18 protein-coding genes are annotated in these 25,442 nt (G+C 72.3%); 4 read left to right on the plus strand and 14 right to left on the minus strand.

Annotation, left to right across the window (positions count from 1 at the left end; all coding sequences use genetic code 11):
- Nucleotides 1–166: 166 nt before the first annotated feature.
- Nucleotides 167–3,646 (minus strand): CHAT domain-containing protein, encoded by a 3,480-nt coding sequence (locus tag BJ965_RS05710; protein ID WP_313666728.1) that lies wholly within the window; start codon nucleotides 3,644–3,646, stop codon nucleotides 167–169.
- Between the two features lie 277 nt (nucleotides 3,647–3,923).
- Here BJ965_RS05710 and BJ965_RS05715 point away from each other — a divergent pair, with 277 nt between their 5' ends.
- Together BJ965_RS05715 and BJ965_RS05720 are read left to right on the plus strand one after the other, a co-directional pair.
- The gene (locus tag BJ965_RS05715; protein WP_313666729.1) at nucleotides 3,924–4,355 is read left to right on the plus strand and encodes a hypothetical protein; all 432 of its coding nucleotides are present in this window, start codon (nucleotides 3,924–3,926) and stop codon (nucleotides 4,353–4,355) included.
- Nucleotides 4,352–5,272, plus strand: a complete 921-nt coding sequence (locus tag BJ965_RS05720; RefSeq protein ID WP_184907671.1) for a hypothetical protein — start codon at nucleotides 4,352–4,354, stop codon at nucleotides 5,270–5,272. The genes BJ965_RS05715 and BJ965_RS05720 overlap by 4 nt, the downstream gene beginning before the upstream one ends.
- A 117-nt stretch (nucleotides 5,273–5,389) precedes the next feature.
- Here BJ965_RS05720 and BJ965_RS05725 read toward each other — a convergent pair whose 3' ends face one another.
- The 4 genes from BJ965_RS05725 to BJ965_RS05740 are packed head-to-tail and all read right to left on the minus strand — an operon-like array spanning nucleotide 5,390 to nucleotide 9,940.
- The gene (locus BJ965_RS05725; RefSeq protein WP_184907672.1) at nucleotides 5,390–6,748 is read right to left on the minus strand and encodes a GH1 family beta-glucosidase; all 1,359 of its coding nucleotides are present in this window, start codon (nucleotides 6,746–6,748) and stop codon (nucleotides 5,390–5,392) included.
- 29 nt (nucleotides 6,749–6,777) lie between these two features.
- Entirely contained in the window at nucleotides 6,778–7,617 is an 840-nt protein-coding gene (locus tag BJ965_RS05730) for a carbohydrate ABC transporter permease (RefSeq protein ID WP_184916811.1), read from the minus strand.
- Nucleotides 7,618–7,628: 11 nt separating this feature from the next.
- On the minus strand, nucleotides 7,629–8,618 hold the full coding sequence (locus BJ965_RS05735) for a carbohydrate ABC transporter permease (RefSeq protein WP_184907673.1): 990 nt from the start codon (nucleotides 8,616–8,618) through the stop codon (nucleotides 7,629–7,631).
- Nucleotides 8,619–8,623: 5 nt separating this feature from the next.
- A complete protein-coding gene (locus BJ965_RS05740; protein WP_184907674.1) occupies nucleotides 8,624–9,940 on the minus strand; it encodes an ABC transporter substrate-binding protein in 1,317 nt (438 codons plus the stop codon).
- 244 nt (nucleotides 9,941–10,184) lie between these two features.
- Between BJ965_RS05740 and BJ965_RS05745 the strand changes: the two genes are divergently transcribed.
- Nucleotides 10,185–11,987 (plus strand): coagulation factor 5/8 type domain-containing protein, encoded by a 1,803-nt coding sequence (locus BJ965_RS05745; RefSeq protein WP_184907675.1) that lies wholly within the window; start codon nucleotides 10,185–10,187, stop codon nucleotides 11,985–11,987.
- A gap of 93 nt (nucleotides 11,988–12,080) precedes the next feature.
- Here BJ965_RS05745 and fusA read toward each other — a convergent pair whose 3' ends face one another.
- Nucleotides 12,081–14,123, minus strand: coding sequence for an elongation factor G (gene fusA, locus BJ965_RS05750; RefSeq protein ID WP_184907676.1), 2,043 nt, complete (start codon nucleotides 14,121–14,123; stop codon nucleotides 12,081–12,083).
- Nucleotides 14,124–14,598: 475 nt separating this feature from the next.
- Here fusA and BJ965_RS05755 point away from each other — a divergent pair, with 475 nt between their 5' ends.
- A complete protein-coding gene (locus BJ965_RS05755; protein WP_184907677.1) occupies nucleotides 14,599–14,982 on the plus strand; it encodes a DUF6083 domain-containing protein in 384 nt (127 codons plus the stop codon).
- 49 nt (nucleotides 14,983–15,031) lie between these two features.
- Here the strand turns inward: BJ965_RS05755 and BJ965_RS05760 are convergent, their stop codons facing one another.
- The 8 genes from BJ965_RS05760 to BJ965_RS05795 all read right to left on the minus strand — a co-directional run bounded on the left by BJ965_RS05760 (nucleotide 15,032) and on the right by BJ965_RS05795 (nucleotide 25,343).
- The gene (locus BJ965_RS05760; RefSeq protein WP_184907678.1) at nucleotides 15,032–15,946 is read right to left on the minus strand and encodes a YceI family protein; all 915 of its coding nucleotides are present in this window, start codon (nucleotides 15,944–15,946) and stop codon (nucleotides 15,032–15,034) included.
- 138 nt (nucleotides 15,947–16,084) lie between these two features.
- Nucleotides 16,085–16,927 carry an NmrA family NAD(P)-binding protein gene (locus BJ965_RS05765; RefSeq protein WP_184907679.1) on the minus strand — a complete coding sequence of 281 codons (843 nt, stop codon included), beginning with the start codon at nucleotides 16,925–16,927 and terminating at the stop codon, nucleotides 16,085–16,087.
- Between the two features lie 88 nt (nucleotides 16,928–17,015).
- Nucleotides 17,016–18,299, minus strand: coding sequence for a patatin-like phospholipase family protein (locus BJ965_RS05770; protein WP_184907680.1), 1,284 nt, complete (start codon nucleotides 18,297–18,299; stop codon nucleotides 17,016–17,018).
- On the minus strand, nucleotides 18,296–19,375 hold the full coding sequence (locus tag BJ965_RS05775; protein ID WP_184907681.1) for a ComEC/Rec2 family competence protein: 1,080 nt from the start codon (nucleotides 19,373–19,375) through the stop codon (nucleotides 18,296–18,298). The genes BJ965_RS05770 and BJ965_RS05775 overlap by 4 nt, the downstream gene beginning before the upstream one ends.
- A 28-nt stretch (nucleotides 19,376–19,403) precedes the next feature.
- Nucleotides 19,404–21,197: a S8 family serine peptidase gene (locus tag BJ965_RS05780; protein WP_184907682.1), complete on the minus strand. Its 1,794-nt coding sequence runs from the start codon at nucleotides 21,195–21,197 to the stop codon at nucleotides 19,404–19,406.
- 289 nt (nucleotides 21,198–21,486) lie between these two features.
- The gene (locus BJ965_RS05785; protein WP_184907683.1) at nucleotides 21,487–22,563 is read right to left on the minus strand and encodes a maleylacetate reductase; all 1,077 of its coding nucleotides are present in this window, start codon (nucleotides 22,561–22,563) and stop codon (nucleotides 21,487–21,489) included.
- Nucleotides 22,560–23,429: an intradiol ring-cleavage dioxygenase gene (locus BJ965_RS05790; RefSeq protein ID WP_184907684.1), complete on the minus strand. Its 870-nt coding sequence runs from the start codon at nucleotides 23,427–23,429 to the stop codon at nucleotides 22,560–22,562. The genes BJ965_RS05785 and BJ965_RS05790 overlap by 4 nt, the downstream gene beginning before the upstream one ends.
- 117 nt (nucleotides 23,430–23,546) lie before the next feature.
- The gene (locus BJ965_RS05795) at nucleotides 23,547–25,343 is read right to left on the minus strand and encodes an FAD-dependent oxidoreductase (RefSeq protein WP_221513057.1); all 1,797 of its coding nucleotides are present in this window, start codon (nucleotides 25,341–25,343) and stop codon (nucleotides 23,547–23,549) included.
- Between the last annotated feature and the right edge of the window lie 99 nt (nucleotides 25,344–25,442).

Raw genomic sequence — 25,442 nt, forward strand, 5'->3', positions numbered from 1 at the left:
CGGGCCCTGAGGCGGTTGCCCGTCCCTGCGTTCCCGGTGTTCCCGCTTGCCCCCTTGCTCCTGTCGGGGCCGCGGCGGCTGCGCGCCGGCGCCCTGGCCTTCTCCCTCGGCTCGTCGCCGCCACCATCGGGTCATCGTGACCGCCTCCTCGTTGCTGCCGGTGTCGTCAGGCGCCCGCGTGCACGTGTGCCGCCCACAGGCTGGGACTGGCCGCGTAGGCGACGCGGCACCGCAGAACCGCCTGGTGCAGTGCGTGGGCCGTCCTCGTGTCGTCCAGTTCCGGTCCGTCGTCGGCTCCTTCGGTGCACAGCTCCCGGTAGAGGAGGCGGGTGACGCGGACGGCCACCGCGTCGTGCACCGGCCACAGCGTTCCGACGGCGTGGGGATATCCCGCGAGCTGGAAGGCGGAGGTGATGTGGATCGCCTCGTCGGCCAGCTCCCCGCCGCCCCGCGCCGTCTCGCACGCGGACATCACCGCGAGCCGTGCCGCAGGCAGTTCCAGGCGGGAGATCTCCCGGACCGTCAGCGGGCGGGTCGCGTGGTCGTACACCAGGAGCCGGCCGTTCGAGGGATCGGCGGGCTCGCTGACCCCGTGGCAGGCGAAGTGCACGCAGGGATGACGAGGCAGGGCCTCCATCACCTGTGCGAAGGTGGCCCGCTCCTCGGACAGCACCGTGGTCGGCAGGAGCCCGCGCAGTACCTCCACCTCGCGCCGCGCGCCGCCGAGCGGCCGGGCGCCGGGAGTCTCGGGGAGCGCCACGGCGAGCAGCGGGCCGTGCGGACGGGGGGCGGCGGCCCGGGCCCTGGCGTACCGGAGGGCTCCGACCGTCGGCGTGTAGGAGGAGACCACCCGGTCCAGTACCGTCCGTGGTCCCGGCCCGGCCGTAACCGGGGCGGGGACGGATCCGCCGTCCGGCACGGCGCCCGGGGCCGTGCCGTGGTGACCGGCCGCGTGCAGCGGCAGCGAGGCCAGCGCACCTCCCGGCGACCACCACAAGCGGTGCCACTCGCCGTCGGGTGTGGGCCCGTCCAACCCGAGCCGGCCGAGCACCGGGCCGGTGACATGGTCCCAGGTCCAGGCCAGGACTTCGCTGACCGTCTGCTGGGCCGCCCGGTCACGGGCGGGGTCGGCCGCGTCGGCGAGCGCCTGCTCGAGGCGGTCTGCCTGCTCGGCGACGGCCTGCGGGGTGGCGTGCGGCAACGGGACGAGGAGGACGTCGCCGTCCCGCAGCACCAGGGCGTCATTGCGGAATTCGCTGCAGTAGGCGAGCACCACCGGGCCCTGATCGGCGCAGGCCAGCAGCGCCTCGATGGGCGGCGCGCCGAGGAAGTCGGAGAAGCCCGGCCGCGCGCGGATCTCGGCGACGAGGTGCTCCAGCTCGGCCGCGAGGGTGTGGCGCAGGTCGGTGGTGCCGGCCGGCAACAGGCCCTGGGCGGTGTCCGCGGCGGCGGCCTCGAGCGCGTCGAGCCGTTGTCGCAGGCGGGTGAAGCGCTCGGCGAGAGCGGGGTGGGCGCCGCGCAGCCGTCCGAGCCCGTCACGGGTGGCCATGGCCCGGCCCAGCAGGACGCCCCGGCCCTGTTCCAGCAGCAGCACCGCGCGTTCCGGTCGCCCGGCGTTGACCGCGCACGCGGCGGCTTCGGCGGCCAGGCCCCGCACTCGGGACAGACCGCGTTCCTGGTCGCTGCGCTCCAGTCGGCCGGACGCGGCGAAGGGCAGGAGTTCCAGGGCCAGTTCGTAGCCCGGGAGGGCCTCGTCCCATCGGTCGCCGTCCGCGGCGGCGGCACCCCATTCCCAGGCCGCGAGAACCCGCTCGTAGGCGGGCAGGGACCTGGTCTCGGCGGCCTGCCGGTAGGCGTCCTCGGCGGCACGGAGCACTCCGGGGTCACCGTCCCGGTGGTGCAGGGCGCGCAGCGCGTCGCCGTACGCCTTTGTATACGTGGCGTGGTTCGAGGTGTGCTCGGTGACGGCCCATACGGCGCGGCCCAGTTCGCTGAGGGCCTGCTCCAACTCTCCTGGCTCGCCGGTGGCGTGGTGCTTGGTGAGCCGGGCGGAGCCGAGGTTGGAGAGGACCACCGCGAGGGCCGGATCGCCGTAGGGCACCTGCCGGGCTGCTTCCTCCAGGAGTTCGACGGCCTCGTCGAGGTCTGCGACGTCGGCGGTGGACGCGAACCGGGCCCGCAGGGCGTTGGCGAGGTGGTTCAGCCGGTCGGCGCGCGGCTGCCCCGCCGCGGGCACCAGGTCGAGCGCCCGACGGGCCACGTCGATCGCCTCGTCGGCAGCCGTGGTGTCTCCGGTCACGCCGTGCCAGCTCTGCAGGACCACCCCCAGATTGCCGAGCCGTGCGGCCTGGGAGGAGGGGGGTGCCGGTGAGGCGTGGAGCGCTTCCCTGGCCAGTCGGGAGGCTTCCCGCAGAGCGGTCAGATCGTCGGTCTGGAGGGCGCGTTCACGCAGGGCGACGGCGAGGTTGGCCAGGGTCCCGGCATGCATGTCCGTGCCCGGTTCCTGCTCCGCGAGGGCCCTGCGCAGGGTGGCGACGGCCTCGTCCAGCAGCGCCGCGTCACCGGTGCGCTGCGCCCGTCTGTGCAGGGTGTTCCCGAGGCTGTTCAGTCTCCTGGCGTGTTCCGGGGTGCCGAGGCGAGACAGTGTCAAGGCCTCGCGCAGCAACGCCGCGGACTCCTCGAGCGACGCCGGCTCGTCGGTGGCCTCCGCGGCCAGACGCAGGGCGATGCCGAGGCAGGCGAGCAGTTCGGCACGGTCCGGGTGGCCGTGCGGGCATGCGGCCAGGGCCGTGCGGTGCACGTGCAGCATCTCCGACCGGTGGGTCTCCTCTGGGGCGTGCTCGTGCCACTCGCGCAGTGCCTGGGCGAGGTTCCGCAGGACGAGCAGGCGGTCGGGTTCACCCTGGGGGATGTCGGCCAGCGCGGCGCGCCACAGGTCGAGGGCCTCCCGCAGGGCGCTGACATCCCCGTCCCACCGGTAGGCGTCGAACCGCATCGCGGCCAGGTTGCTCCGGTAGCCGGGACGGTCGTCCGATCCGCTCGGCAGCACGTGGAGCGCGCGCCGTTGGGCGTCCGTCGCGCGTACGAGGTCCGTGGGGACGGGGGCGGCGATGTCCCCGTCCCGGGAGCCGGTGGCCCGGGTCCCCGCACCGGCGGCGCCGCGGTCCGCGGCGATCTTGTGCCGCAGGTGCAGCACCTCCCCGAGTGCGCCGAGCGACTGCGCCACGGTCTCGGCGTCCTGGGGGAGGCGAGCCGCCCGGTCGAAGGTCTCCACCGCTCGGTCGAGGTCGTCGGGCCGCCCGTGAAGCGCGAACCGTTGCTGGTAGGCGAGGCCCAGGAGCCGTACGTCCTGCGAGCGGACCGGTTCGCACACCGCTCGTTCACGGCCCAGGTCGACCAGTGCCTCCAGGTCGTGCGGGAGCCGCAGCAGTTGGTAACGGGCCTGGAGGGCGACCATCAGGTTGGCGGCCCGGACGGCGGTCCGTCGAGGGTCCGGTGCCGCTGAGGCGAGCAACTGCCGGTAGAGCGCGATCGCCTGGTCGAGGGCCTGCCGGTCGCCCGTCCGGAGATGGTGGAGCAGCTGCCGGTCGGCGTGCGATTCCCCTTCCGGTCCGTCCGCCGCTCGCGCGCGACTCGCGTTGAACACGCCCACCCCCGGTGTCACACGGCCGTGACCGCGGCCCCTCGGCGCTGCGCGGCCCATGCTCACGATAGCGAACGAGCCTCCGGACGGACGGTGTACGGCGAACCGAGTCGTACAGCGAACCCCGTCGTACAGCGAACCGGTCGTACGACGAACCGGTGTTGAGGCGACACGCTCGTACAGCGAACCGGCCGCGGGGCCTTGGCGTACGACCGGCGGAAGCCGGACGAGGCCGACGTACAATCGCGGCCGACCGACATCCGGCGTCCGAGGGAGAGCGGTGGAGATCGAGACCGGCGGGCGAAGCGGGCCACGAGGCGGACACGCCCGGTTGGGGGAGCTCTGCCGACGGCTGACGGACGTGTCCGGATCGCTGGGTCTCGGTGAGCGTGGGCTGCGGCTCATCGAGTCCATCACCTCGGAACTGCGTGCCGGGCGGACTCCCGAGGAACTCGACGACTCCTTCGACGAGTTGGAGGAGGAGTTGCTGGCAGCCGGGCACAGTGCCGGCCTGGGCTCCTACCGCACCACGCCGACGCCGCTCACGCCCGGCTACCAGCAACTCCCGGTCGCCGGGCGGAATCATCCGGCGCTGCACGTGCTCGCCTGCCCACGGGGCCACTGCGGGCGCGTGGAGGCACCCGGCGACGATGCCCCGCACCCCGACTGCCGGATCTTCGAGCAGCCGCTGCGCACGGTCCCCCTCCGGTGACCAGCGCCTTCCTGAGCGCGCTGGGCGGCCGGATCGCCGAACGGTGGCTGGCCGCGCTGGCCCTGCCGGGGCTGCTCTTCCTCACCGCCTGCACCACGGCCATGGTCCTCGGCCACGACCACTGGTCGGACGTGGAGCGGCTGGGGACCTGGCTGGACTCGCTCGCCGCCTCCCCCGCGTCCCGCAGCGCCGGCACCATCACGCTGGCGGCCGCGGGCGTGCTGGCCGGTGCCGCGGTGACCGGCGCGGCCGCCCAGTCCCTGGGCTCGGGTGTGGAGCTTCTGTGGTGCGCTGAGCCGCACGGTCCCGTGCTGCGGTACCTCGCCGACCGCCGGTCGCGCCGCTGGTGCGCGGCCGACGCCGTCTTCCGCACCGCGCTGGTGGCGGCGGGCCGAGCCCGTATCGAGGGGGCGGACGACGCCGCCCGGCTCGCCGACATCGCCGAGCGTCGTCACGCCGAGCGCGGCCGCATCGCCCCGGCACCGCCCCGCCACCCCTTCGGGATGGGAGACCGCCTCGCCGCGCCCGGGCAACGGCTCTGGCGCGCCCACCGGCTGGAACTGGCGGCCGCCTGGCCCCATCTGTGGCTCCTGGCCGCCGACGGCACGCGTGCCGAACTGCAGGCCGCGCGCCTCCGGTTGACGGCAGCGGCACGCCTGTGTGCCTGGGGCGTGGGGTATCTGGTGCTGGCGCTGTGGTGGTGGCCGGCGGCACTCGTCGGGGGCGTCGCCGTCGCCTCGGGCGTGCGGCGCGGGCGCGCGGCCGCGGGGGCCTTCGCCGAACTCACCGAGGCCCTGGCCGACCTCCATCTGCGTGACCTGGCGGCCTCGCTGGGCGTCGAGTGGGAGGGGCTCGACAACCGGGCGCTCGGCGAACGCCTCACGCGGCTGCTGCGGAAGGAGACGGAAGCCCCGTAGGGACGACAGGGCTGTCCTCCGGTTCAACCGGAATGGCGTCATGCTCCTGACATCAACAGTTCCTGGGACGCGGTGGGCGCGGACTCCCGTATCCCCGCCCACCGCGGTGTTCCAGGGTCAGGCCGCCTTGCGCGCCTGACTCCGATGGGCCCGGACGACATCGGCGTACCGGTGCCCCGTGCCCTTGATCGTGCGCTTCTGCGTCGCGTAGTCGACGTGCACGAGCCCGAACCGCTTCTCGTAGCCGTACGCCCACTCGAAGTTGTCCAGGAGCGACCAGGCGAAGTAGCCCGCCAGCGGAGCGCCCTTGCGGGCCGCGGAGGCGCAGGCGGCGAGGTGACCCAGCAGGTACTCCTGCCGCTCGGGGTCGTCGACCCTTCCGTCGGGACGGACGACGTCAGGGTAGGCCGAGCCGTTCTCCGTGACGTACAGCCGGCGCGCCCCGTAGTCGTCGGTGAGCCGCAGGAGCAGTGACTCGATGCCGCTCGCGTCGATCTCCCAGTCCATGCCGGTGCGCGGGACGCCGTCACGGCGTACGGCCCGGGCGTACGGCGCGGGGCCTTCGGGATCGTCGGCGACGGTCTGCGGGAAGTAGTAGTTCAGGCCCAGCCAGTCCAGGGGGGCGGCGATGGCCGCCGAGTCGCCGGGGTGTTCCGGGAGTTCGACGCCGTAGAGCTCGCGCATGTCCGACGGGAAGCCTCTGCCGTGCACCGGGTCGAGCCACCAGCGGTTGGTGTGGCCGTCCATGCGGCGGGCGGCGGCGAGATCCTCGGGGCGGTCGGTCGCGGGGTGGATGGTGGAGAGGTTGTTGACGATGCCGACCTGCGCTCCCGGGGCCGCCGCACGGATCGCCCGGGCCGCGAGCCCGTGACCGAGCAGCAGGTGGTAGGAGGCGCGCACGGCGGCCGTGAGGTCCGTCAGGCCGGGGGCCATCGTGCCCTCGAGGTGGCCGATCCACGCCGAGCACAGGGGCTCGTTGAGGGTGGCCCAGTGGGAGACGCGGTCGCCCAGGCGCCCTGCGACGACCGAGGCGTACTCCGCGAACGCCGACGCGGTGTCGCGCTCCGGCCAGCCACCCCGGTCCTGGAGCGCCTGCGGCAGGTCCCAGTGGTAGAGGGTGACGGACGGGGTGATGCCCGCCTCCAGCAGACCGTCGGTCAACTCGTCGTAGAAGGCGAGGCCCTTGGCGTTGACGGGGCCGTCGCCGCCCGGGACGACGCGCGGCCAGGCGACCGACAGGCGGTAGGCGTTCACGCCCAGCCGGCTCATCAGGGCGATGTCCTCGCGCCAGCGGTGGTAGTGGTCGCAGGCGACATCGCCGTGGTCGCCGCCGGCGGTCTTCCCGGGGGTGTGCGAGAACGTGTCCCAGATCGACGGCGAGCGGCCGTCCTCCGCCACGGCTCCCTCGATCTGGTACGCCGAGGTGGCCGTGCCCCACAGGAAGTCGTGCGGGAGTGCGGCGAGGTCGATGGTCACGGAAGTCCCTTCGGGAACGGGCGAGTCGGTCACTTCACGGCTCCCGCCGTCAGGCCGGCCACCAGATAGCGCTGGAGCAGCAGGAAGCCCGCGACCACGGGCACGCTGACGACCAGCGAGGCGGCCATGATCTGGTTCCAGTACACGTCGTTGAGGGTGGAGTAGCCCTGGAGGCCGACGGCGAGGGTGCGGGTGGTGTCGTTGGTCATCACCGAGGCGAACAGCACCTCGCCCCATGCGGTCATGAAGGCGTAGACCGCGACCGCGACGATGCCGGGCACGGCCGCCGGGACGACGACCCGGAACAGCGCGCCGAGCGGACCGCAGCCGTCGACCAGGGCCGCCTCGTCCAGGTCGCGCGGCACCGAGTCGAAGTATCCGATCAGCATCCAGATCGAGAACGGCAGGGAGAAGGTGAGATAGGTGAGGATCAGGCCGCCGCGCGAGCCGAACAGGGCGATGCCCGTCGCGTTGCCGATGTTGACGTAGATCAGGAACAGCGGCAGCAGGAAGAGGATGCCCGGGAACATCTGCGTGGACAGGACGGTGACGGTGAAGACGCGTTTGCCGCGGAACTCGTAGCGGCTCACCGCGTACGCGGAGAAGACCGCGATCACCACCGAGCAGACCGTCGCCGCTCCGGCCACCACGAGGGAGTTGACGAAGTAGCGGGCCAGCGGGACCGTCGACCAGATGTCGATGTACGGGCGGATCGTCAGCTCGCTCGGCAGCCAGCGGAACTTGCCCGTCACGTCCGCCAGGGGCTTCAGCGAGCTGGAGACCATGACGTAGACCGGGACGAGCACGAAGCCCGTCAGCAGCGTCAGGAAGATCCGCCGGGACCACAGGAAGGAGCGGGGCGGGGCCATGGGGGACGTGGTCATGAGGCCCTTCTCCGTCCGCGCGAGGTGAGCGCCAGGTAGCCGCCCGTGACCAGCAGCAGGAACAGCAGCAGCAGGACGGACATCGCGGAGCCGGTGCCGAAGTTCCAGGTGACGAAAGACGCCTGGTAGATGTGCACCGAGATGAGGTCGGCGGCCTCCGGCGCGGTCCTGCCGAACAGGACGAACGGCGTGTTGAAGTCGTTGAACGTCCAGAGGAAGAGGACGAGCACCAGCACCTGGTTGACCGGGCGCAGGGACGGCAGGGTGATGCGTCGGATCCGCTGCCAGACGCCGGCGCCGTCCAGGGCGGCCGCCTCGTACAACTCGCCGGGGATGTTCTGCAGGCCCGCCATGACGATGAGGAAGGCGAACGGCCAGCCCTTCCACACCGACACCGTCAGCAGCGCGATGAAGCTGTTGTCGCCGATGAGCCAGAAGGACGGCTTGTCGGTGAGGCCCAGCTGGTCGTGCAGGACGTGGTTCACCAGGCCGTTGTCGTGCTGGAACATGAAGACCCAGGTGATGACGGCCGCGTAGACCGGGAGCGCGTACGGCACCAGGAACAGGGCCCGGAGCAGGCCGCGGCCCCGGAAGGTGTCCTGCATGAAGACCGCCGCGGCCGTGCCGATCAGCCAGCACAGGCCCACCGACAGCAGGGTGAAGGCGATCGTGACGAGGAACGAGTGGAGCAGGGCCTCGCCGACCGGGGCGTCGAAGTCCACCGACACCCTGTAGTTGTCGAGGGCGGACCAGGGGGCGGCGCCCCAGTCACGGATGTAGAACTGCGTGAGCTCCTTGAAGCTCATGACGATGCCGATCACCATCGGCACCAGGTGGACGAGGAGTTCGAGGAGCAGGGCGGGCAGGAGCAGCAGATAGGGCAGGCCGACGCGGCGGACGCGCCCGGTGCGGCGGCGGGGGCCGCGTGCCGCGCCGGGCGTGCTCTTGCGGACCGCCGGCCTCTCGGCCTGGGCAGTGGTGGTCATGTCGGTCAGGCCGCCGGCATCTGCTGCTGGGCCTTCTCCAGGGCCGCCTTCACCGAGCCGGTGGTGACCGGTCGCCCTGCGGCCGCGTCGGCGAACAGGCTCTTGACGGCCGTGCCGACGGCCGTCTCGAACTGGGACTCGTCGGCGACCTGCGGCAGTGCCACGGCGCTCTTCGCGAGGGTGTCCTTGAGGACGGTGTTGGCCGGGGTGGCGAAGGCGGCGTCCGTCTGGGCCGACTTGACGGGCGGGATCGTGCTGTAGGCCTTGTTGAGGATCTTCTGCTCGGCGTCGCTCGTCATGAACTTCACGAACTTGGCGGCGCCGTCGCTGTTGTCGGTGTTCTTGAAGACGGCCAGGTTGATGCCGGCGACCATCGAGTTGACCTGCTTGCCGGTGCCGGGGGTGCCGGACCGGACGGGCACGGGGGCGATGCCGTAGTCGTCCTTGCTCATGCCCTGCGACTCGAGGTTGGCGGACGCCGACTGCCACAGCAGCATCGCCGTCTTCCCCTTGGCGAAGTCGCTGACGGACTGGTTCTGAGCGTACTCGGCGTTGCCGGGCGCGATGACCTTGTCCTTGGCCATCAGATCGACGTACTGCTTGACCGCGGCGACCGTCCCGTCCCCGGTGAAGTCGGCCTTGCCGTCGGCGGTGAAGAAGTCGGCGCCGTGCTGCTTGGCGAAGACGAAGGCGTGGTGGATGTTCTCCGACGGGTTCGAACCCTCCATGCCCAGGGCCCACTTGCCGTCCTTGGACAGCTTCTTACCGTCGGCGACGAGCTCGTCCCAGGTGGCCGGGGGCTTGGAGATGCCGGCGTCGGCGAACAGCTTCTTGTTGTAGTAGAGCGCGTACGACATCGAGTACAGCGGCACCGCCGCCGGGTCCTTGCCCTCCGCGCCGGTGGAGCCGAGTGCCGAGTCGACGAACCGGTCCCGGCCGCCGATCTTGCCGAAGTTCTCGGCGTCCCAGGGCAGCAGCGCGCCCGTGGCCTGGAGCGAGGCGCTCCAGGTGTTGCCTATGTTCAGCACGTCCGGGCCCTGGCCGGAGGTGGTGGCGGTGAGGATGCGGTTGAGCAGGTCCGACCAGGGGACGACCTCCAGCTTCACCTTGATGCCGGTCTGCTTCTCGAACTTGTCGAGTTCGGGCTGGAGGACCTTCTTGTCGACCTCGATGCCGGCGCCCTGGTTGGACGCCCAGTAGGTGAGCGTCTTCGGCGAATCGTTCGATCCGCCGCCGGTGGCGGAGCCGCCTCCGCAGGCCGTGGCCGCGAGGGCCAGTGACAGTGTGACGGCGCCTGCCGCCGCGGCTCGGATGCTGCGCATGGCTGCTCCTGGCTCTCTTCCGGGAGTACGGCCCCCTTCCGCACTCGACGCGAGGGGAGCCGTCATGGCTTAATTTAGGACGTGAGTTAATCCGCGTAAGGCAGTCCCGTCAAGGGTTTGGACACACTCTTGGAACTCGCGCCGGACCCCTTGACGCATCTGTTCCACGGATGAACCATTCAGCGGCGAGAGAGCGCTCCCCGCACCCCACTCCGTTCACTTCCTGAACCAGGAGAGCCGCCCCATGCACTCTGACTCCCCGTCATCCCGCCTGCCCGCACCCGGCCGCCGGGCCGTCCTCGGCGCCGCCGCGGCCGCCTCCGTACTCGCGGCACTGCCCGGCACGGCCTCGGCCGCCCCCGGCACCCCGAAGACCCCCGTGCGCAGGAAGCCGCGCGCCCTGCCCGGCGGTGGCGATCTCGGCCCGAACGTGCTGGTCTTCGACCCGGCGACGCCGGACATCCAGGGCAGACTCGACGAGATCTTCCGGCAGCAGGAGTCGGCCCAGTTCGGCACCGGCCGCTACCAGCTGCTGTTCAAACCCGGCACCTATCACGGCCTCAACGCGCAGATCGGCTTCTACACCTCGATCTCCGGTCTCGGCCTCTCCCCCGACGACACCACCATCAACGGCGACATCACCGTCGACGCGGGCTGGTTCAACGGCAACGCCACGCAGAACTTCTGGCGTTCGGCCGAGAACCTCGCGGTCGTGCCCGTGAACGGCACCAACCGCTGGGCGGTCTCGCAGGCGGCCCCGTTCCGCCGGATGCACATCCGCGGCAACCTCAACCTCGCCCCGACCGGCTACGGCTGGTCCAGCGGCGGCTACATCGCAGACAGCCGGATCGACGGCCAGGTGCAGCCGTACTCCCAGCAGCAGTGGTACACCCGGGACAGCGCGATCGGCGGCTGGCTCAACGGCGTGTGGAACATGGTGTTCTCCGGTGTCGAGGGCGCCCCCGCGCAGGGCTTCCCGAACCCGCCGTACACCACTCTGGCCACGACGCCGGTCTCCCGCGAGAAGCCGTTCCTGTACCTCAGCGGCAGCGAGTACCGGGTCTTCCTGCCGGAGAAGCGGACCAACGCCCGAGGCGTCACCTGGGGCAACGGCACCCCGAGGGGCACCTCGCTGCCCCTGTCGCGCTTCTACGTCGCCAAGCCCGGCGTCTCGGCGGCCACGCTCAACCAGGCCCTCGCCGAGGGACTCCACCTGCTGCTGACGCCGGGGATCTACCACCTCGACCAGCCGGTGCGTGTGGACAGGGCCGGCACCGTGGTGCTCGGCCTCGGCTACGCCACGCTCATCCCCGACAACGGCGTCACCGCGCTGAAGGTCGCCGACGTCGACGGCGTACGTCTGGCCGGGTTCCTCGTCGACGCCGGGCCGGTCAACTCCGCCACCCTGCTGGAGATCGGCCCGCGCGGCGCCTGGCGGGACCACTCCGCCAACCCGACGACCGTCCAGGACGTGTTCGTCCGCATCGGCGGGGCGGGCCCGGGCAAGGCCACCACCAGCATGGTCGTCAACAGCCGGCACACCATCGTCGACCACACCTGGGTCTGGCGCGCCGACCACGGCGACGGCGTCGGCTGGGAGACCAACCGGGCGGACTACGGCGTCGTCGTCAACGGCCACGACGTGCTGGCGACCGGGCTGTTCGTGGAGCACTTCAACAAGTACGACGTGCAGTGGTTCGGCGAGCGCGGCCGCACGATCTTCTACCAGAACGAGAAGGCGTACGACGCCCCGAACCAGGCCGCGATCCAGAACGGTTCGGTCAAGGGCTACGCGGCCTACCGGGTCGGGGACGCGGTGACCAGCCACGAGGGCTGGGGCCTGGGCAGCTACTGCTACTACAACGTCGACCCGGGCATCGTGCAGCACCACGGCTTCGCGGCGCCGAACCGGCCCGGGGTGCGCTTCCACGACCTGCTCGTGGTCTCGCTGGGGGGCAATGGGCAGTATGAGCGGGTCATCAACGACACGGGGTCGCCGACGTCGGGGACGTCGACCGTGCCGTCGACGGTGGTGTCGTACCCGTAGCCCGCGGGACGGGGCGGACCGGTAGCTCGAAGGACGGGGCGGACCGGCGGGCCCCTCCCTTCGGGTGAGGAAGGGAGGGGCCCGCCCCGTGCGCTACCGCTCCGGCGACGCGACCGGCGCCGGCGCGTAGCCGGTGGGACGGGCCGTGAAGGTGCCACGGCCCTGCGTGCGGCTGCGCAACCGGGTCGCGTAGCCGAACAGTTCGGCCAGCGGCACGGTCGCGGTGACGATCGCCGCACCCGCGCGGGTGACCGAGCCGGTCACCCGGCCGCGCCGGGCGGCGAGATCGCCGAGCACACCGCCGACCGCGTCCTCGGGCACGGTGACCGTGACCTCGACGACCGGCTCCAGCAGGACCATCGCGCAGGCGCGCAGGGCCTCACGGAGACCGAGGCGGCCGGCCGTGCGGAACGCCGTGTCCGAGGAGTCCTTCACATGGGTCGCCCCGTCGGTGAGCGTGACGCGCAGGCCCGTCACCGGGTGCCCGCCGAGCGGCCCCTCGGCGAGGGCGTCCCGGCACCCCGCCTCGACCGCCCGGACGTACTCCTGCGGCACCCGCCCGCCGACGACCGCCGAGCGGAACTCGAACCCTCCCTCCTCATGCGGCTCCACGTCGAGGACGACATGGGCGAACTGCCCCGCCCCGCCGTCCTGCTTGACGTGCCGGAACACCAGTCCGGACACGCCCCGGCCGACGGTCTCGCGATAACTGACCCGGGGACGGCCGACGTTGACTTCCAGCGCCAGCTCGCGCCGGAGCTTCTCCACCGCCACCTCCAGGTGCAGTTCGCCCATGCCGGACAGCACCGTCTGCCCGGTCTCCGGGTCGGTCCGCACGACCAGCGAGGGGTCCTCCTCGGTCAGCCGGGACAGCCCCGACGCCAGCCGGTCCGTGTCACCTGCGCGGCGGGACTCCACCGCGACCGACACCACCGGCTCGGGCACGCCGGGCGGCTCCAGGACGAGCGGCGCGCCCGGTGCGCACAGGGTCGAGCCGGCGCGGGCGGACTTCAGCCCGACCACGGCGACGATGTCCCCGGCGACGGCCCGGTCCAGCGGGGCGTGCCGGTCGGCCCGGACGCGCAGGATCCGCCCGATCCGCTCGGTGCGCCGCGCGGTCGCGTCCCACAGGGTGTCTCCCTTCTCGATCGTGCCCGAGTAGATCCGCAGATAGGTCAGCCGTCCCGTCGGGGTGGCGTGCACCTTGAACGCCAGGGCGGCGGCCGGGGCCTCCGGGTCGGCGGGGCGTGTCTGCTCCTCACCCTCGTGCGTGCCGGGGACCGGCGGCACGTCCAGGGGCGACGGCAAATAGGCCACGACCGCGTCGAGCAGCGGCTCGACACCGCGGTTGCGGTAGGCGGAGCCGCACAGCACGACCACGCCGACACCGTCCCGGGTCACCTCGCGCAACGCCGAGGACAGGGTCCCCTCGGAGAGGGTGCCCGTGTCGCAGAACTCCTCCAGTGCGCCCGGGTGCAGCTCCGCCACGGCCTCGTCCAGCGCCCGGCGGCGGGCGACGGCTTCGCTCCGCAGGCCGTCCGGCACCGGCGTCTCCTCGACGGAGCCGCCGTCGTCCCACAGCAGTGCGCGCATACGCACCAGGTCGACGACGCCGGTGAAGGTGTCCTCCGTGCCGATCGGCACCTGCACGACCAGGGGCGCCGGGTGCAGTCGCTCCCGGATCGACGCCACGGCCGCGTCGAGATCGGCCCCGGCGCGGTCCATCTTGTTGACGAAGGCGATCCTCGGCACGCCGTGCCGGTCGGCCTGCCGCCACACCGACTCGCTCTGCGGCTCGACGCCGGCCACCGCGTCGAACACGGCCACCGCGCCGTCGAGCACCCGCAGCGCACGCTCCACCTCGTCGGCGAAGTCGATGTGCCCGGGGGTGTCGATGAGGTTGATCCGGTGCCCGTCCCAGGCGCAGCTCACCGCGGCGGCGAAGATGGTGATGCCGCGGTCTCGCTCCTGCGGGTCGAAGTCGGTGACGGTGGTGCCGTCGTGGACCTCGCCGCGCTTGTGCGTGGTGCCGGTGGCGAACAGGATCCGTTCGGTGACGGTGGTCTTGCCCGCGTCGACGTGGGCGAGGATGCCGAGGTTGCGGACGGCGGCGAGCGGGTTGAGGTGGGTGCGCACGGCCCAGGGCCTTTCGGTGCGATCGCGAAATGGGGCAGCGCGATTGCCGGGCGAGACGGGCAGGGCGGGCGTCTTGCCCATCCTGACATCACGTCAGAGCGCTTGTGGATCTGGCGCTTCTTCGTCCGGTCAGCCGGTGCCGCCGCGCAGCGGGCACCGGGACGACGAAGACACGAGGATCACCTCGTAGCGCGGCAGGGAGACGGCGACAGCGGTGCGGTCACGCATGGCCCTCTCCCTTCGCTCGTCACCTCGGTGCAGGTGAGTGTAGGGAGGGCAATGCGACGAGGGCCAGGGATTATTGCGGGGCGCGGGACGGCCCGGGTCCCGTCGCGTATCGGCCGCCGGGACTCGGGCGGTGGTTGCTGGTTGAACCTGCCGTGCCTCGTTTCGCCCCTCCCGTCTCGGAGCGACTCCGCTGCCCCGTCCGGTTCGCCCTCTACTCGCCGTGCCGCTGCCTGCGGACTCTGGCCGTATGAGGGCTGTCGATGACGGGCTGCGCCGCTTGCAGGTCGGCCAGGACGCGTGTCCGCACTGCCGGTTGCCGCAGGATCGCGTGGCGACGCTGGAGCACGAATGGGTTCTGCTGGAGCCGAAAGTGGAGGTGCCGGCGCATCTGGTGCCCGCCGGACACCGGTGGATCACTCTCTCGGACGGCAGGGTCACGGTGTACGGCGTGTGCCCACCCGACGGGTCGCAGCTCTGCCGGATCGAGCACCGACTGGCGTGCTCCCGGCAGCCGTTGCCCGATCTGTGGCCGTGGCTGACCGCCCTGCGCGAGGAGAATGCCCGGGCGACGGAGCGGCGGACCGACCCACAACCGCCCCGGCCGCCGCAGGTGTGGCCGGACGCCGGGTAGGCGCAGCCCGCCCGTACGGCCTGGGTCTCGGAAGGCCCGGGCCGGGCCGCTATTCCGGCGGGGTCGGGGTGTCGTGGGTGCGGTACATCGCCTGGACGTCGAGTTCCAGCTGGACCGTCGGGCCCACCACCGCGATGCCCCGGGCCAGCATGGAACGCCAGTTGAGGGTGTAGTCCTCGCGGTGGAGTTCCGCCGTCGCCAGGGCCGCGCAGCGCAGTTCCTGGCCGTATCCGCCGTTCACGGTGCCGAGGTACGTCGTGTCCAGTGCCACCGAGCGGCTGACGCCGTGCATGGTGAGGGAGCCCTGCAGTGTCCACTTGCTGCCGCCCCGGTAGGCGAAGCGCGCGCTCGTGAAGTCGATGTACGGGAAGCGTTCGACGTCGAGGAAGTCCGCGGACCTCAGGTGGTTGTCGCGGGTGGTGTTGCCGGTGGTGATGCTGGAGGCGTCGATGCGGACGTGCACACGGGAGTCGGCCATGTCCGGGGCGATCCGGATGCCGCCCTCGAAGCGTTCGAAGCGGCCGTGGACATGGGCCATTCCGACGTGCTTGGCGATGAACCGGATCGCGGTGTGCGGCGGGTCGAAGAGCCAGGTGCCGGGCGTCGGAAGCTGGAGCGCCTCGGCGGGTTGCAGCCAGACGCGCTCGGTGGCCGTCGGGGTGCCCGGGCCGGTCTCGATCGTCTCGCGGTGCGGCCGCAGGCCCTCCGCCGAGATGAGCAGGCTGTACCGGCCGGGCGGCAGCGCCGCGAGGAAGTAGCCGTACGGGTCGGTCGTGCCGCGGGCGGCGACGCGGTGGGTGTCCAGGGCGGTGACGGTGACGTCCGCGGCCGCCAGGGGCGAGCCCATCGGGTCGACGACCTCACGGGCGACGGCGCCCGCGCCGGAGGGGAGGGGGAGGGCGAGGCCCGCCGCTGCGGCGGGGGTGTTCTTGAGCCACCTGCGCCGGAGGAGTGCGAGGGCCATGGTGGTCACCTTTCTTCGGGTGTGCGGCCGTGCGGTCGGCGATTTCTCGCATGCCGACGGCCGCACCTTGCTGCGGTCACACCCCCTTGCCGATCTTGACGGACCGGCTTCCGGCCCGGGTGTCTCAATACGAGACAGTCAGGACGGCCGTGTGAACGCGTCCGCGTGGTCGGCGGCCCACCGGGCGAAGGTGCGCGCCGGTCGTCCGGTGACCTTCTCGACGGTGCCGGAGACCGTACGGCCCACTTCGGGGGTGTCGCCGTACGCCATGAGCAGGAAGCCGATGACGTCCTCCGCGAGACCCGCCGCCCGCCACTGTGCGAGTGCCTGCTCCTCGGTCAGCTCGACGAGGGTGATCTCCCGGCCGACGGCCGCGGCGATCGTCTTCACCTTGTCGCCGACCGTGAGCACCTCGGGGCCGGTGATGACGTACTCCTGGCCGCCGTGCCCCTCCTCCGTGAGCGCGACGGCCGCGACGGCGCCGATGTCCCCCTCGTGGACCATGGCGCTGAGCCGGTCCACGAAGGGCTCCCGTACCTCCCCCGCCGTCACGATCCCGTCCGCCCACTCCAGGGCGTTGGCCATGAACTCGACCGGCATGAGCACCGTCCAGTCCACACCCTCGTCGGCCCGTACCGCGTCCTCCAGCGGGGTGGGGCCGCCGCCGTGCAGCACCGTGACACGGCGGACCCCGGCGGAGCGGGCGAGTTCCAGGATCCGGGGGCCGGACTCCAGCGGACTGAAGGCGGCACCGCCGAAGGTGATCAGGTGGAGGCCGGTGACGCCCTCCAGGGCCGGGGCCAGCCCGTCCGGCTCGTTCAGGTCACCCTCGACGACGTCGACCCCGGCCGGGAAGGCGGCCTTCGCGGCGTCGCGCGTCAGGGCACGCACCTCGTGCCCCCGGTCGAGCAGTTCGGCGACGACCTGACGGCCGACGGTTCCGGTGGCGCCGGTGACAAGAATCCTCTGCGTCTGAGTCATGCCACGACCCTAGGAAGGCTTGCGGTCACCTTCTGTCCGCGATCCACGACCGGTCGGGACAGCGTGTCCGGTGGCCGACCCGGATGTCTCATCCCTGCGGAGGCGGGAGCATCAGCGTCAGGTCGTCCGGGAGCAGGCCCGGGTGGTGCAGCGCCAGGGCCGCGCCCCCGAGCCACCAGCCGCGGTGGACCAGGGCACGGCACAGGCCCGGGTCGAGGCGGTCGAACACGGTCGGGACGAGGGCGAGATGGCGGCCGTCGTGGACCGGTCGCTCGGGAAAGGCCGCGTGCCAGCGCCGCAGCGCGTCCGAACCGTCCGGCGGGAACGCGGTGGAGAGCTGGACGAGGATGCCGCGGCGGGCACCGCGCGGCAGTTCGCCGTCCGGGCCCGCGGCCCTCGCCCGCTCGAAGCGTTCGACGACGGCATGGGTCCGCAGCCCGGTGCTCTGCCGGTACAGCAGGGAGTTGGCCCGGGCCAGGTCCCGGACGACGGGGACGCGCCCGTACACACCAGGACGCAGCAGGCCTCCGGCGTTGAGGGCGCACAGGAACGTGTGCCGGTAGCGGTCCGAGTCGATGGCTTCCAGACCGGTGTTGTCGTACGTACCACCGTCGAGCAACGCGGGCGGGTGGGTGGCGCACGGGAAGGCCGCCTTGTCGAGGACGACCGGTGGGAACGCGCCTGGCACCGCGGCGGAGGCGGACACGGCGCGGCTCAGCCGCAGCCCCGTGCCTGCCGTGGGGGCCAGGCCGATGGTGTAGTCGCCGTACACGTCGCGTTCGAAAGTGAAGCGGACACCGGTGGTCTGGTTGGCCGCGTTGATGATCCATCGCACCTCGGGGTCCAGGTTCTCCAGTTCGGTCTCCCGCAGGAACCACTCGTCCAGGCGCCCGGCGAGGAGATCCGTACGGGTCGAGGGGCCGATGGTCCGCCACAGGCCGCGGAGGAGGGCGCGCTTGAGGGAACGGGACGAGACGCGGTCCACGACCGGCGCGACGACCAGTTCGTCGACGGCGCCCGTGGTGAAGTTCTCCCGCCGCAATGCGGGCCAGGCCGTGGCGAGGCAGCCGTTGGCGATCGACCCACCGGACACGGACGAGGAGTACCGCAGCCGGGAGAGCAGCCCGGTATCGGCCAGCAGCCGCACGAACCCCAGGGCGGCGAGGGTGGCACGGAACCCGCCACCGGACAGGGCGAGCGCGACCGGGTGCGCGGTGGCGGGAGGTTCGGCGGGGCGGAGGGCGTCGCCGCAGGGCCGGGCCGCGAGGCCGGTGCCGGCAGCGGGCGAGTCGACGGCCCACTGCGGTCCGGCGTCCGGCGCGGAGCCGGCCGGGGGCGCGGAAGGGACGGGGGCCTGCCGGGAGGTGGTCATGGCGGGTCTCCGATCGTGATGAGGAGCGCTTGCTCGGCGGGCGCCCGGACGTCGAAGCCGAAGGCCCGGCCTTCGCTCAGTCGCGTCAGTTCCTCCTCAGCGAACGGGATGTGGTTGGTCAGGTGGATGACGTACTCGTCGTCCGGTGCCCGGGACTCGACGAGCCAGCGCAGAGTGTCCTCGCTGGGGTGATGGTGGCGGACGCCGTCGGCGGATATGACGTAGTGGTCGGCACGCACCTGCTCGAAGAAGCCCGCCTCCACGTTGCGCTCGCTGCCGTGGTGCGGCAGTTTGAGCAGGTCGAGGTGGAGGGGTTCCGAGTCGTTGAGCAGGCCCAGCTCGCGCAGCCCGGTCAGGACGTGGTCGCCGCGGGCGTCACCGGTGAGCAGGGCGGTGCGGCCCTCGTGGCGCAGCAGCAGCACGATGCTGGAGAGGTTCGGCACCGACCCGTCGGTGTAGCCGGCGGTGATGACGTCGGGGTCGCCGCGTTGTTTCGCCTTGCGCCACCTCTCCTCCAGCTCCTCCAGCGCTTCCTGGTCCGGCGCGACGACCGTGACGTCCAGGTCTTCGAGAACGGTCTCGGCGCCCTCGGTGAGCGGGCCGCCGAACGGGGCGTTGCCGTCCAGGTGCAGCGCGGTCGCCGCGTTACGGATGTCGCGGCCCTGGTTGTAGCTCGCCCCGACCGCCGCGTCGGTGGCGGCGCGTTCGAGGAGTGGCCGTACGGAGGCGCTCAGCCCGGGGGCGCGCCGGTCGACGAGTTCCTCCACGGAGTTGAACCACAGGGCGTCCACCGCGTACGGCGGGGCGTCCCCGTCCTGCTGGGCCTGCCTCATGTCGCGGAAGAGCTGGACGAGCCCGCCGACGTGGTCCTCGTCGACATGGGAGACGCACACGACGTCGAGGTGCGGCGGGGCGCCGCCGTCAGGTTTGCCGAGCCGCTGCAGCCGGCCGCGGAGTGTGGCCCGGTAGACGGCGCCGGGACCGCCGTCGACAAGCATGACCCGCTCGTGAGGTGAGCCCCAGTGGACCAGGAAGCAGTCGCCGTGGCGGGCGTCGAGGAAGTCGAAGGTGAGCATGTCGGCTCCTGGCTGGTGGACCGTTCCGTCAGACGGACTGGATGGCACGGAGCACGTCGACGAGTCCGTGGCCCTGGAAGTGACGTTCGCGAGCGAGGTCCGTGGCCGTGGCGCAGAGGATCTCCTTCACGCGTTCCGGGCGGCCGAGCAGCTCCCGGTGGCGGGCCAGCAGCATGGCCGCGGCTCCGCTGACATGGGCCGCCGCCTGGCTGGTTCCGTGCATGGCGGCGATGCCCTCGCCGGGGATGGGGCCGTCGATGTCCTCCCCCGGCGCCACGAGGTCCGGCTTGGGCCGCCCATCCCCGGTGGGGCCCCGGCTGGAGAAGTAACTGACGCCATGGCGGTGCGGGTTGCTGCGGTGGGTGGAGCCGACGGTGATGACGGAATCCGCGTTTCCGGGGTCGGAGATGCTGATGTCCCGGTAGTCGGCGCCCACGGTCCGCGCGGTGCCCGCGAACCCCGCGTTGCCGGCCGCGGTGACGACCACGACGCCCGACCGCGTCAGACGGTCGCATTCGACGCACACGGGAGTCCATCCGGTGGAGTGACTGGCCACGTCGTGCGGGACCGACAGGCTGATGTTGACCCCGGCGACGATGAACCGCCCGGCCTGCTCGTTGATGTGACGGATCGCCTGCAGCGCGGTGACGATGGAGAACTCGTCACCCCCTCCGTCGTCGTCGAGGACTCGGAAGTCGTAGAGCCGGATGCGCGGGCAGATGCCGCGGAAGTCCAGCTCCGGCCACCAGCCGCCGATGATGCCGGCGATGTGGGTGCCGTGCTGGTCGCCGGGCGGTGGCCGTGGGGGCTGATCCGGGGGCGTGGTGGTCTCGACGGACGGCAGGGCGGCCGCCCAGTTGACCAAGCCGCCCACGAGCACGTCGGCGGAGAGTTTCTCCCGTACGCCGGTGAAGTCGAAGGAGCGGGCGATACGCGTCTCCAGTCGCTGCGGCGTCGGGCCGGTGGTGTCCCAGTCGTGGAAGGCGGGGTGCCGCGGATCGATACCGCTGTCGACCACGGCCCAGCCGATGGAGGCGGTGTCGACCGAGAAGACCTGCTCCGCCGCGTCGGCTTTGATCGTGCGGCGGGACCGTACGACCGCTCCGGTCGCGGGCCGGTTCGTCGTCACGGACACGACCGGATACTTCTGTCTCCGGTCGGCCACCCGCCCGGCGGGTGCGTGCGGCCGACGCACGGGGCCGGTGTCCACGACGACGGCGTCCAGCAGGTCGACCAGCACGTCGGTCACGGCCCGTTCCCTCGTCTCACCCCGGCCCAGGTCGGGCCGCGCGTTCCGCACGATGCGGTGCAGCAGCCTCAGCAGCCAGGTGACATGACGGCCGCGTTCCTGCCGGCGCTCCATGCTGTCGTGGATCTCGCTGGTGGCAGGGGTCCTGACGTGTCCGGCGAGGGCTGCTTCGATGCCTTCGGCCCCACCGTTCCGGGCGAGTTCGTGGGCGACACGCACCGCACCGGCCAGACTGGTCAGGGGCAGGACGTCGCTGACGAGCTCCTTCAGAGTCAGCTGTGCCGCCACGAAGCTGCCGGCGGCGATCGGACGGCACTTCTCCATCAGCCCGCGGTTCTGGAAACGCTCCAGCACCTGCTCGACGCCGAACTCCTCACGGATCGCGAGGATCAGGTCCTGCCGTCCCCGCTCTCCCGTCCGGGCCACGGGCCCCGGGCCGTCGGCGTCCCCCCGCGAGGACGGCGGCTGGGCGAACGCCAGCCACACGTCGAAGTGCACGGGGCAGTGGGTGGCCCACAGGACAGGGACGGGACCCTCCCCGTAGAACACCGCTGAGAGGTCGGCTGGGTCCATGTGGACTCCCGGTGCGCGTGCGTGCGGCCCTGCACAAGGCGGTGGGAGACGGTGACAGCGGCCGGAGGGCCTGTCTTCATCCTCCGCCCTGGTCACGGGCGCTGCAACCGCACGGCCGGTCTGTGCCGCGCCTCCGGTCCGACCGCGTCCACGACGCCCGCACTCCCTCCGGATCTCGTCCTGGGGGATCCACTGGCGCGGGGTTCCGGCGGCGCGCTGACGCCGCATCAGGCACGGGCCGTGAGGTCGCGGTCACGGCAGGTGCGGGCGGGCCGGCTGACGGCGGCACCTATGCCGTCGAGGGCGGCCCTCCCTCGTACGCCGCGAGCAGCACGCCCCGAACCCCCTCCACGGTCACCTCGCGGGGGTTGGCGTACGGCTCGCCCGCGGCCCGGGCCGCCGCCGGGGTCACATCGGCCTCCGCCAGGCCGAGTTCGGCCAGGGATCGCGGGGCGCCGAGGCGGCCGGCCAGGTCCCACAGGGCGCGGGGCACGTCATCGGTTTCGAGGGCGCGGCGCAGGACGGTCAACGCCCGCGGGGCCGCAGGGGCGTTGTGGGCGAGGGCGTAGGGCAGGACCACGGTGTGGGTCTCGGCGTGGGGCAGGCCGTGGGTGCCGCCGAGGACGTGGCACAGCTTGTGGTGCAGCCCCATCGTGGTGGCGCCGAGGCACGCTCCGCACAGCCATGCCGCGTACAGCGCCCGGCTGCGCGCGTCGAGGTCGTCCGGGTCGGCGGCCAGTCGCGGCAGGGCCTCTGCCATGGCCCGGACGCCTTCCTCGGCCATGAACGACACCAGCGGGGAGACGTCCGGGGCGTACAGCGCCTCGACGGCGTGCGCGAGCGCGTTGATCCCGCTGGTGACGGTCAGCGCTACCGGCAGGGAGAGGGTGAGCCGGGGGTCGTACACGACGCTGCGGGGCTGGACGACCGGGTCGCGGCCGGTGCGTTTGGCGCCGTCCTCGGTCAGGCCCCAGACCGGGGTCATCTCGGAGCCCGAGTAGGTCGACGGCACGGCGATCAGCGGAAGGCCGGTGCGCAGGGCGATCGCCTTGCCGAGCCCGATCGCGGAGCCGCCGCCGACCGCGACGCAGCCGTCCGCCCCGGCCGCCCGGACGGCGGCTACGGCCCGGTCGGCGTCCTCGACGGGCACGTGCATCCGAGCCTCGGCGTGCACTCCCGCGCAACTGTCGCCGAGCGCGTCCGCGACGGCCCGGGCCACGCGTTCGCCCCGGCTGCCGCAGACGACGAGCAGCCGGCTCAGACCCAGGCGCGCCGCCTCCCCCGGGGTCGCGGTGACGGCGGCGCCGGGCCGGAACACGACCCGCACCGGTCGGGTCTCGTACGTGAACTCCTTCTGGTACGTCATGCGGTCCGCTCCAGGACGAGGTCGAAGCGGGCGTGCCGGAAGGGGTTCCGCACGCCGAACTCCCGGGCCAGGGAGGGGTCGTCGGTCTCGGCGAAGTCCTGGACCAGGCTCCGCTTCACGGCGAACACCGCGTCGGAGTCGAGGTAGTCGCCGCCGGCCACGAAGATGTGTGTGGTGACGGGCGTGTGGCCCTCGGCCGTGGCGATGAAGTGGATGTGCGCGGGGCGGTAGGGGTGCCGTCCGGTCGCGCGCAGCAGCGCTCCCACGGGGCCGTCGGTGGGGATGGGGTACGCCGCCGGGACGCAGGTGCGGAACCAGAAGCGGCCATCGGTGTCGGCGGTGAACAACCCGCGTCCGTTGCCCGCGGGCTGGACGCCGGGCTGCTGGACGTCGTAGAAACCCTGGTCGTCGGCCTGCCATACGTCGACGACGGCGCCGGGCAGCGGGGTGCCGTCGGCGGATCGCACCCGGCCGCTGACGACGCACTTCTCGCCACCGCCGACCAGGTCGATGTCGTCGCCGAGCGCCCGGACGGGCGACTCGGTCATGTGGAAGGGGCCGAGCACGGTCGACTCGGTGGCGCCCGCCGCGCGCTCGCCGCCCAGCGTCTCCACCAGCATCGACAGGCCCAGCACGTCCGACAGCAGGATGAACTCCTGCCGGGTGTCGGTACACATCTGCCCGGTCGCGGTCAGGAAGTCGATCGCCCGTTCCCACTCGTCCTGGGTGAGACGGGTCTCGCGCGCGAAGTCGTGCAGATGGCGGACGAGGCCGGTGAGCAGTTCACGCAGCCTGGGGTCGGCGGTCCCGCGCAGGCTGGCGAGGGCCTGCTCGGTGACGCCGGCCCTGGTCGCATCGGTGGTCATCCCGGCTCCTCGTCGTCGACGTCCGCTTCTTACAGCTTTTTCGCTGCTTCCAGAGCTTCGGGTTCCGGCAGCTCTTCCGCTGTTTCCATCGCTTCCGCTGCTTCCATGATGGCGCGGTCAGGCGTGCCCGAGGATCCGCCGCAGCGCGTGCGCGAGCAGTGCTCCGGCGTCCGCGCCGGCGGAGGCGTGCCGGAAGGCGACGAAACCGTCCGGACGTACCAGGAGGGCGCCCGCGTCGGGGATCTCACGCAGCCGCGCCCAGTCGCCGTACGGGTCCTCGCACTGCTGCCCCGGGCCGATCACCACCGTGGCGATCTCCACCTCCTGCTCCTCGGCCGCCCGCACCCAGGCCTCTCCCCCGATGCCGGTCAGCAGGGTGAAGCGGCCCCGGCCGACGGTGTCGAGGGTCGAGAGCGTGCGGGTACCGGAGGTGATCCAGGCGTGCGGGAGCCGGGCGCCGGGGCGGGAGGACGGCTGGTGGTACAGCTCGGGGTCGCGGGCGAAGCCGGGGTCGGGTGTGCCGTCCGGGACGATCGCGGCGGAACTCCCGGCGTCATAGCGCTGGTTGAGGTCGACGCCGTGCGCGTTGAACTCGTAGGCCTTGAAGGCGATCGCCTCCCGCAGTGCGGCCCGCTGCTTCTCGGCGGCCTCGGTGGCGTCCTTGCGGGCGGCGATGTTGGCCCACAGCTGCTCGGGGGTCTGCGGGGAGAGCCCGTCGAGGGCCTCGAAGACGGGGGCGGTCTCGCGAATGGAGCGGTTGGCGCGGGTGACGATCTGCCGGCCGACCGGGGCGCGCTCGGCGGTGTAGCTGTCGAGCAGCCGGGGGTGGGCGGTGCCGTCGAGGACGAGTTTGAGCTTCCAGGCGAGGTTGTAGGCGTCCTGGATCGAGGTGTTGGAGCCGAGGCCGTTGGACGGAGGATGCCGGTGCACGGCGTCGCCGGCGCAGAAGACCCGGCCGTTGGCGTACGTCTCGGCGTACATCTCGTTGACGGTCCACGCCGAGGACGACTTGACGGTCACGGGGACGTCGTCGTCGCCGACGAGTGCCCGGACGATCGACTCGGCGTACTCGGTGGTCAGGTCGGGCGCGCCGGCGTTCACGTCGTAGCCCCAGACGATCAGCCACTCGTTCCAGGGGCGCACACAGCGCACCAGGCCCGCGCCGATGCCGCCGACCGTCGCACCCGGGGCGAGGACCCAGTAGAGGGTGGACGGCCGGTGGGCGGTGTACCGGGCGAGATCCGCCTCGAAGACGATGTTGATGCTGCCGGCCACGCCCATCTGACCCCCCATCGGCAGCCCGGCGTCCTCGGCGACCTTCGATCGTCCGCCGTCGGCGCCGATCAGGTACTTGGCCCGGATCTCGTACGTGTCCCCGCGCAGCCGGTCGCGGACGAGGGCGGTGACGCCGTCGGCGTCCTGCGTGTGGGAGAGGTACTCGTTCTGGAAACGGAGCCGGGTGCCGCGGGCGACGGCCGCGTTCACGAGGACCGGCTCCATGAGGTGCTGCGGCATGTCGCACATACGCGTGGGGCTGGCGAGTTCGTGCTCGGCCTGCACCAGCGGGTCGTTGCCCCAGGAGCGCACCCGGCCCAGTTCCTCGCCCGCCAGGCTCGTGCAGAACGTCGTGTTGCCCATCAGGTGCTGAGGGGTGGCCTGCGCGATGACCTCCTGCTCCACGCCGAGGTCGCGCAGCACCTCCATGGTGCGCTGGTTGGTGATGTGGGCGCGGGGTGTGTCGGCGAGGCTCGCGTAGCGGGTCACCACGATGTTGGGGACACCGTAGGTGCTCAGGGCCAGCGCGGCCGAGGCACCGGCCGGGCCGCTGCCCACGATCAGGACGTCGGTCTCGACGACGGTGGACACGGGCGCTCCTGTGGAAGGGGGTTCGGGCGGCGGACGCGGGACGTGCATGATCATGGGTGTCTTCGGCCGGACGCGGGTGTCTCATTACGAGACACCGGAGTGTCGGCGATGGGCGGCCCTCGGGCGCCCGATGGTGAGAGTGGTCGG

Source organism: Streptomyces luteogriseus (genome assembly GCF_014205055.1).
Taxonomy (GTDB): Bacteria; Actinomycetota; Actinomycetes; order Streptomycetales; family Streptomycetaceae; genus Streptomyces; species Streptomyces luteogriseus.

Excerpts from the sequence above, each read along its gene's own strand:
- BJ965_RS05730 (WP_184916811.1), bottom strand. The coding sequence starts at position 7,617 with ATGGCCCCGCCCCGCTCCTTCCTGTGGTCCCGGCGGATCTTCCTGACG.
- BJ965_RS05735 (WP_184907673.1), bottom strand. The coding sequence starts at position 8,618 with ATGACCACCACTGCCCAGGCCGAGAGGCCGGCGGTCCGCAAGAGCACG.
- BJ965_RS05740 (WP_184907674.1), bottom strand. The coding sequence starts at position 9,940 with ATGCGCAGCATCCGAGCCGCGGCGGCAGGCGCCGTCACACTGTCACTG.
- BJ965_RS05745 (WP_184907675.1), top strand. The coding sequence starts at position 10,185 with ATGCACTCTGACTCCCCGTCATCCCGCCTGCCCGCACCCGGCCGCCGG.
- BJ965_RS05755 (WP_184907677.1), top strand. The coding sequence starts at position 14,599 with ATGAGGGCTGTCGATGACGGGCTGCGCCGCTTGCAGGTCGGCCAGGAC.
- BJ965_RS05760 (WP_184907678.1), bottom strand. The coding sequence starts at position 15,946 with ATGGCCCTCGCACTCCTCCGGCGCAGGTGGCTCAAGAACACCCCCGCC.
- BJ965_RS05765 (WP_184907679.1), bottom strand. The coding sequence starts at position 16,927 with ATGACTCAGACGCAGAGGATTCTTGTCACCGGCGCCACCGGAACCGTC.
- BJ965_RS05770 (WP_184907680.1), bottom strand. The coding sequence starts at position 18,299 with ATGACCACCTCCCGGCAGGCCCCCGTCCCTTCCGCGCCCCCGGCCGGC.
- BJ965_RS05775 (WP_184907681.1), bottom strand. The coding sequence starts at position 19,375 with ATGCTCACCTTCGACTTCCTCGACGCCCGCCACGGCGACTGCTTCCTG.
- BJ965_RS05780 (WP_184907682.1), bottom strand. The coding sequence starts at position 21,197 with ATGGACCCAGCCGACCTCTCAGCGGTGTTCTACGGGGAGGGTCCCGTC.
- BJ965_RS05785 (WP_184907683.1), bottom strand. The coding sequence starts at position 22,563 with ATGACGTACCAGAAGGAGTTCACGTACGAGACCCGACCGGTGCGGGTC.
- BJ965_RS05790 (WP_184907684.1), bottom strand. The coding sequence starts at position 23,429 with ATGACCACCGATGCGACCAGGGCCGGCGTCACCGAGCAGGCCCTCGCC.
- BJ965_RS05795 (WP_221513057.1), bottom strand. The coding sequence starts at position 25,343 with ATGCACGTCCCGCGTCCGCCGCCCGAACCCCCTTCCACAGGAGCGCCC.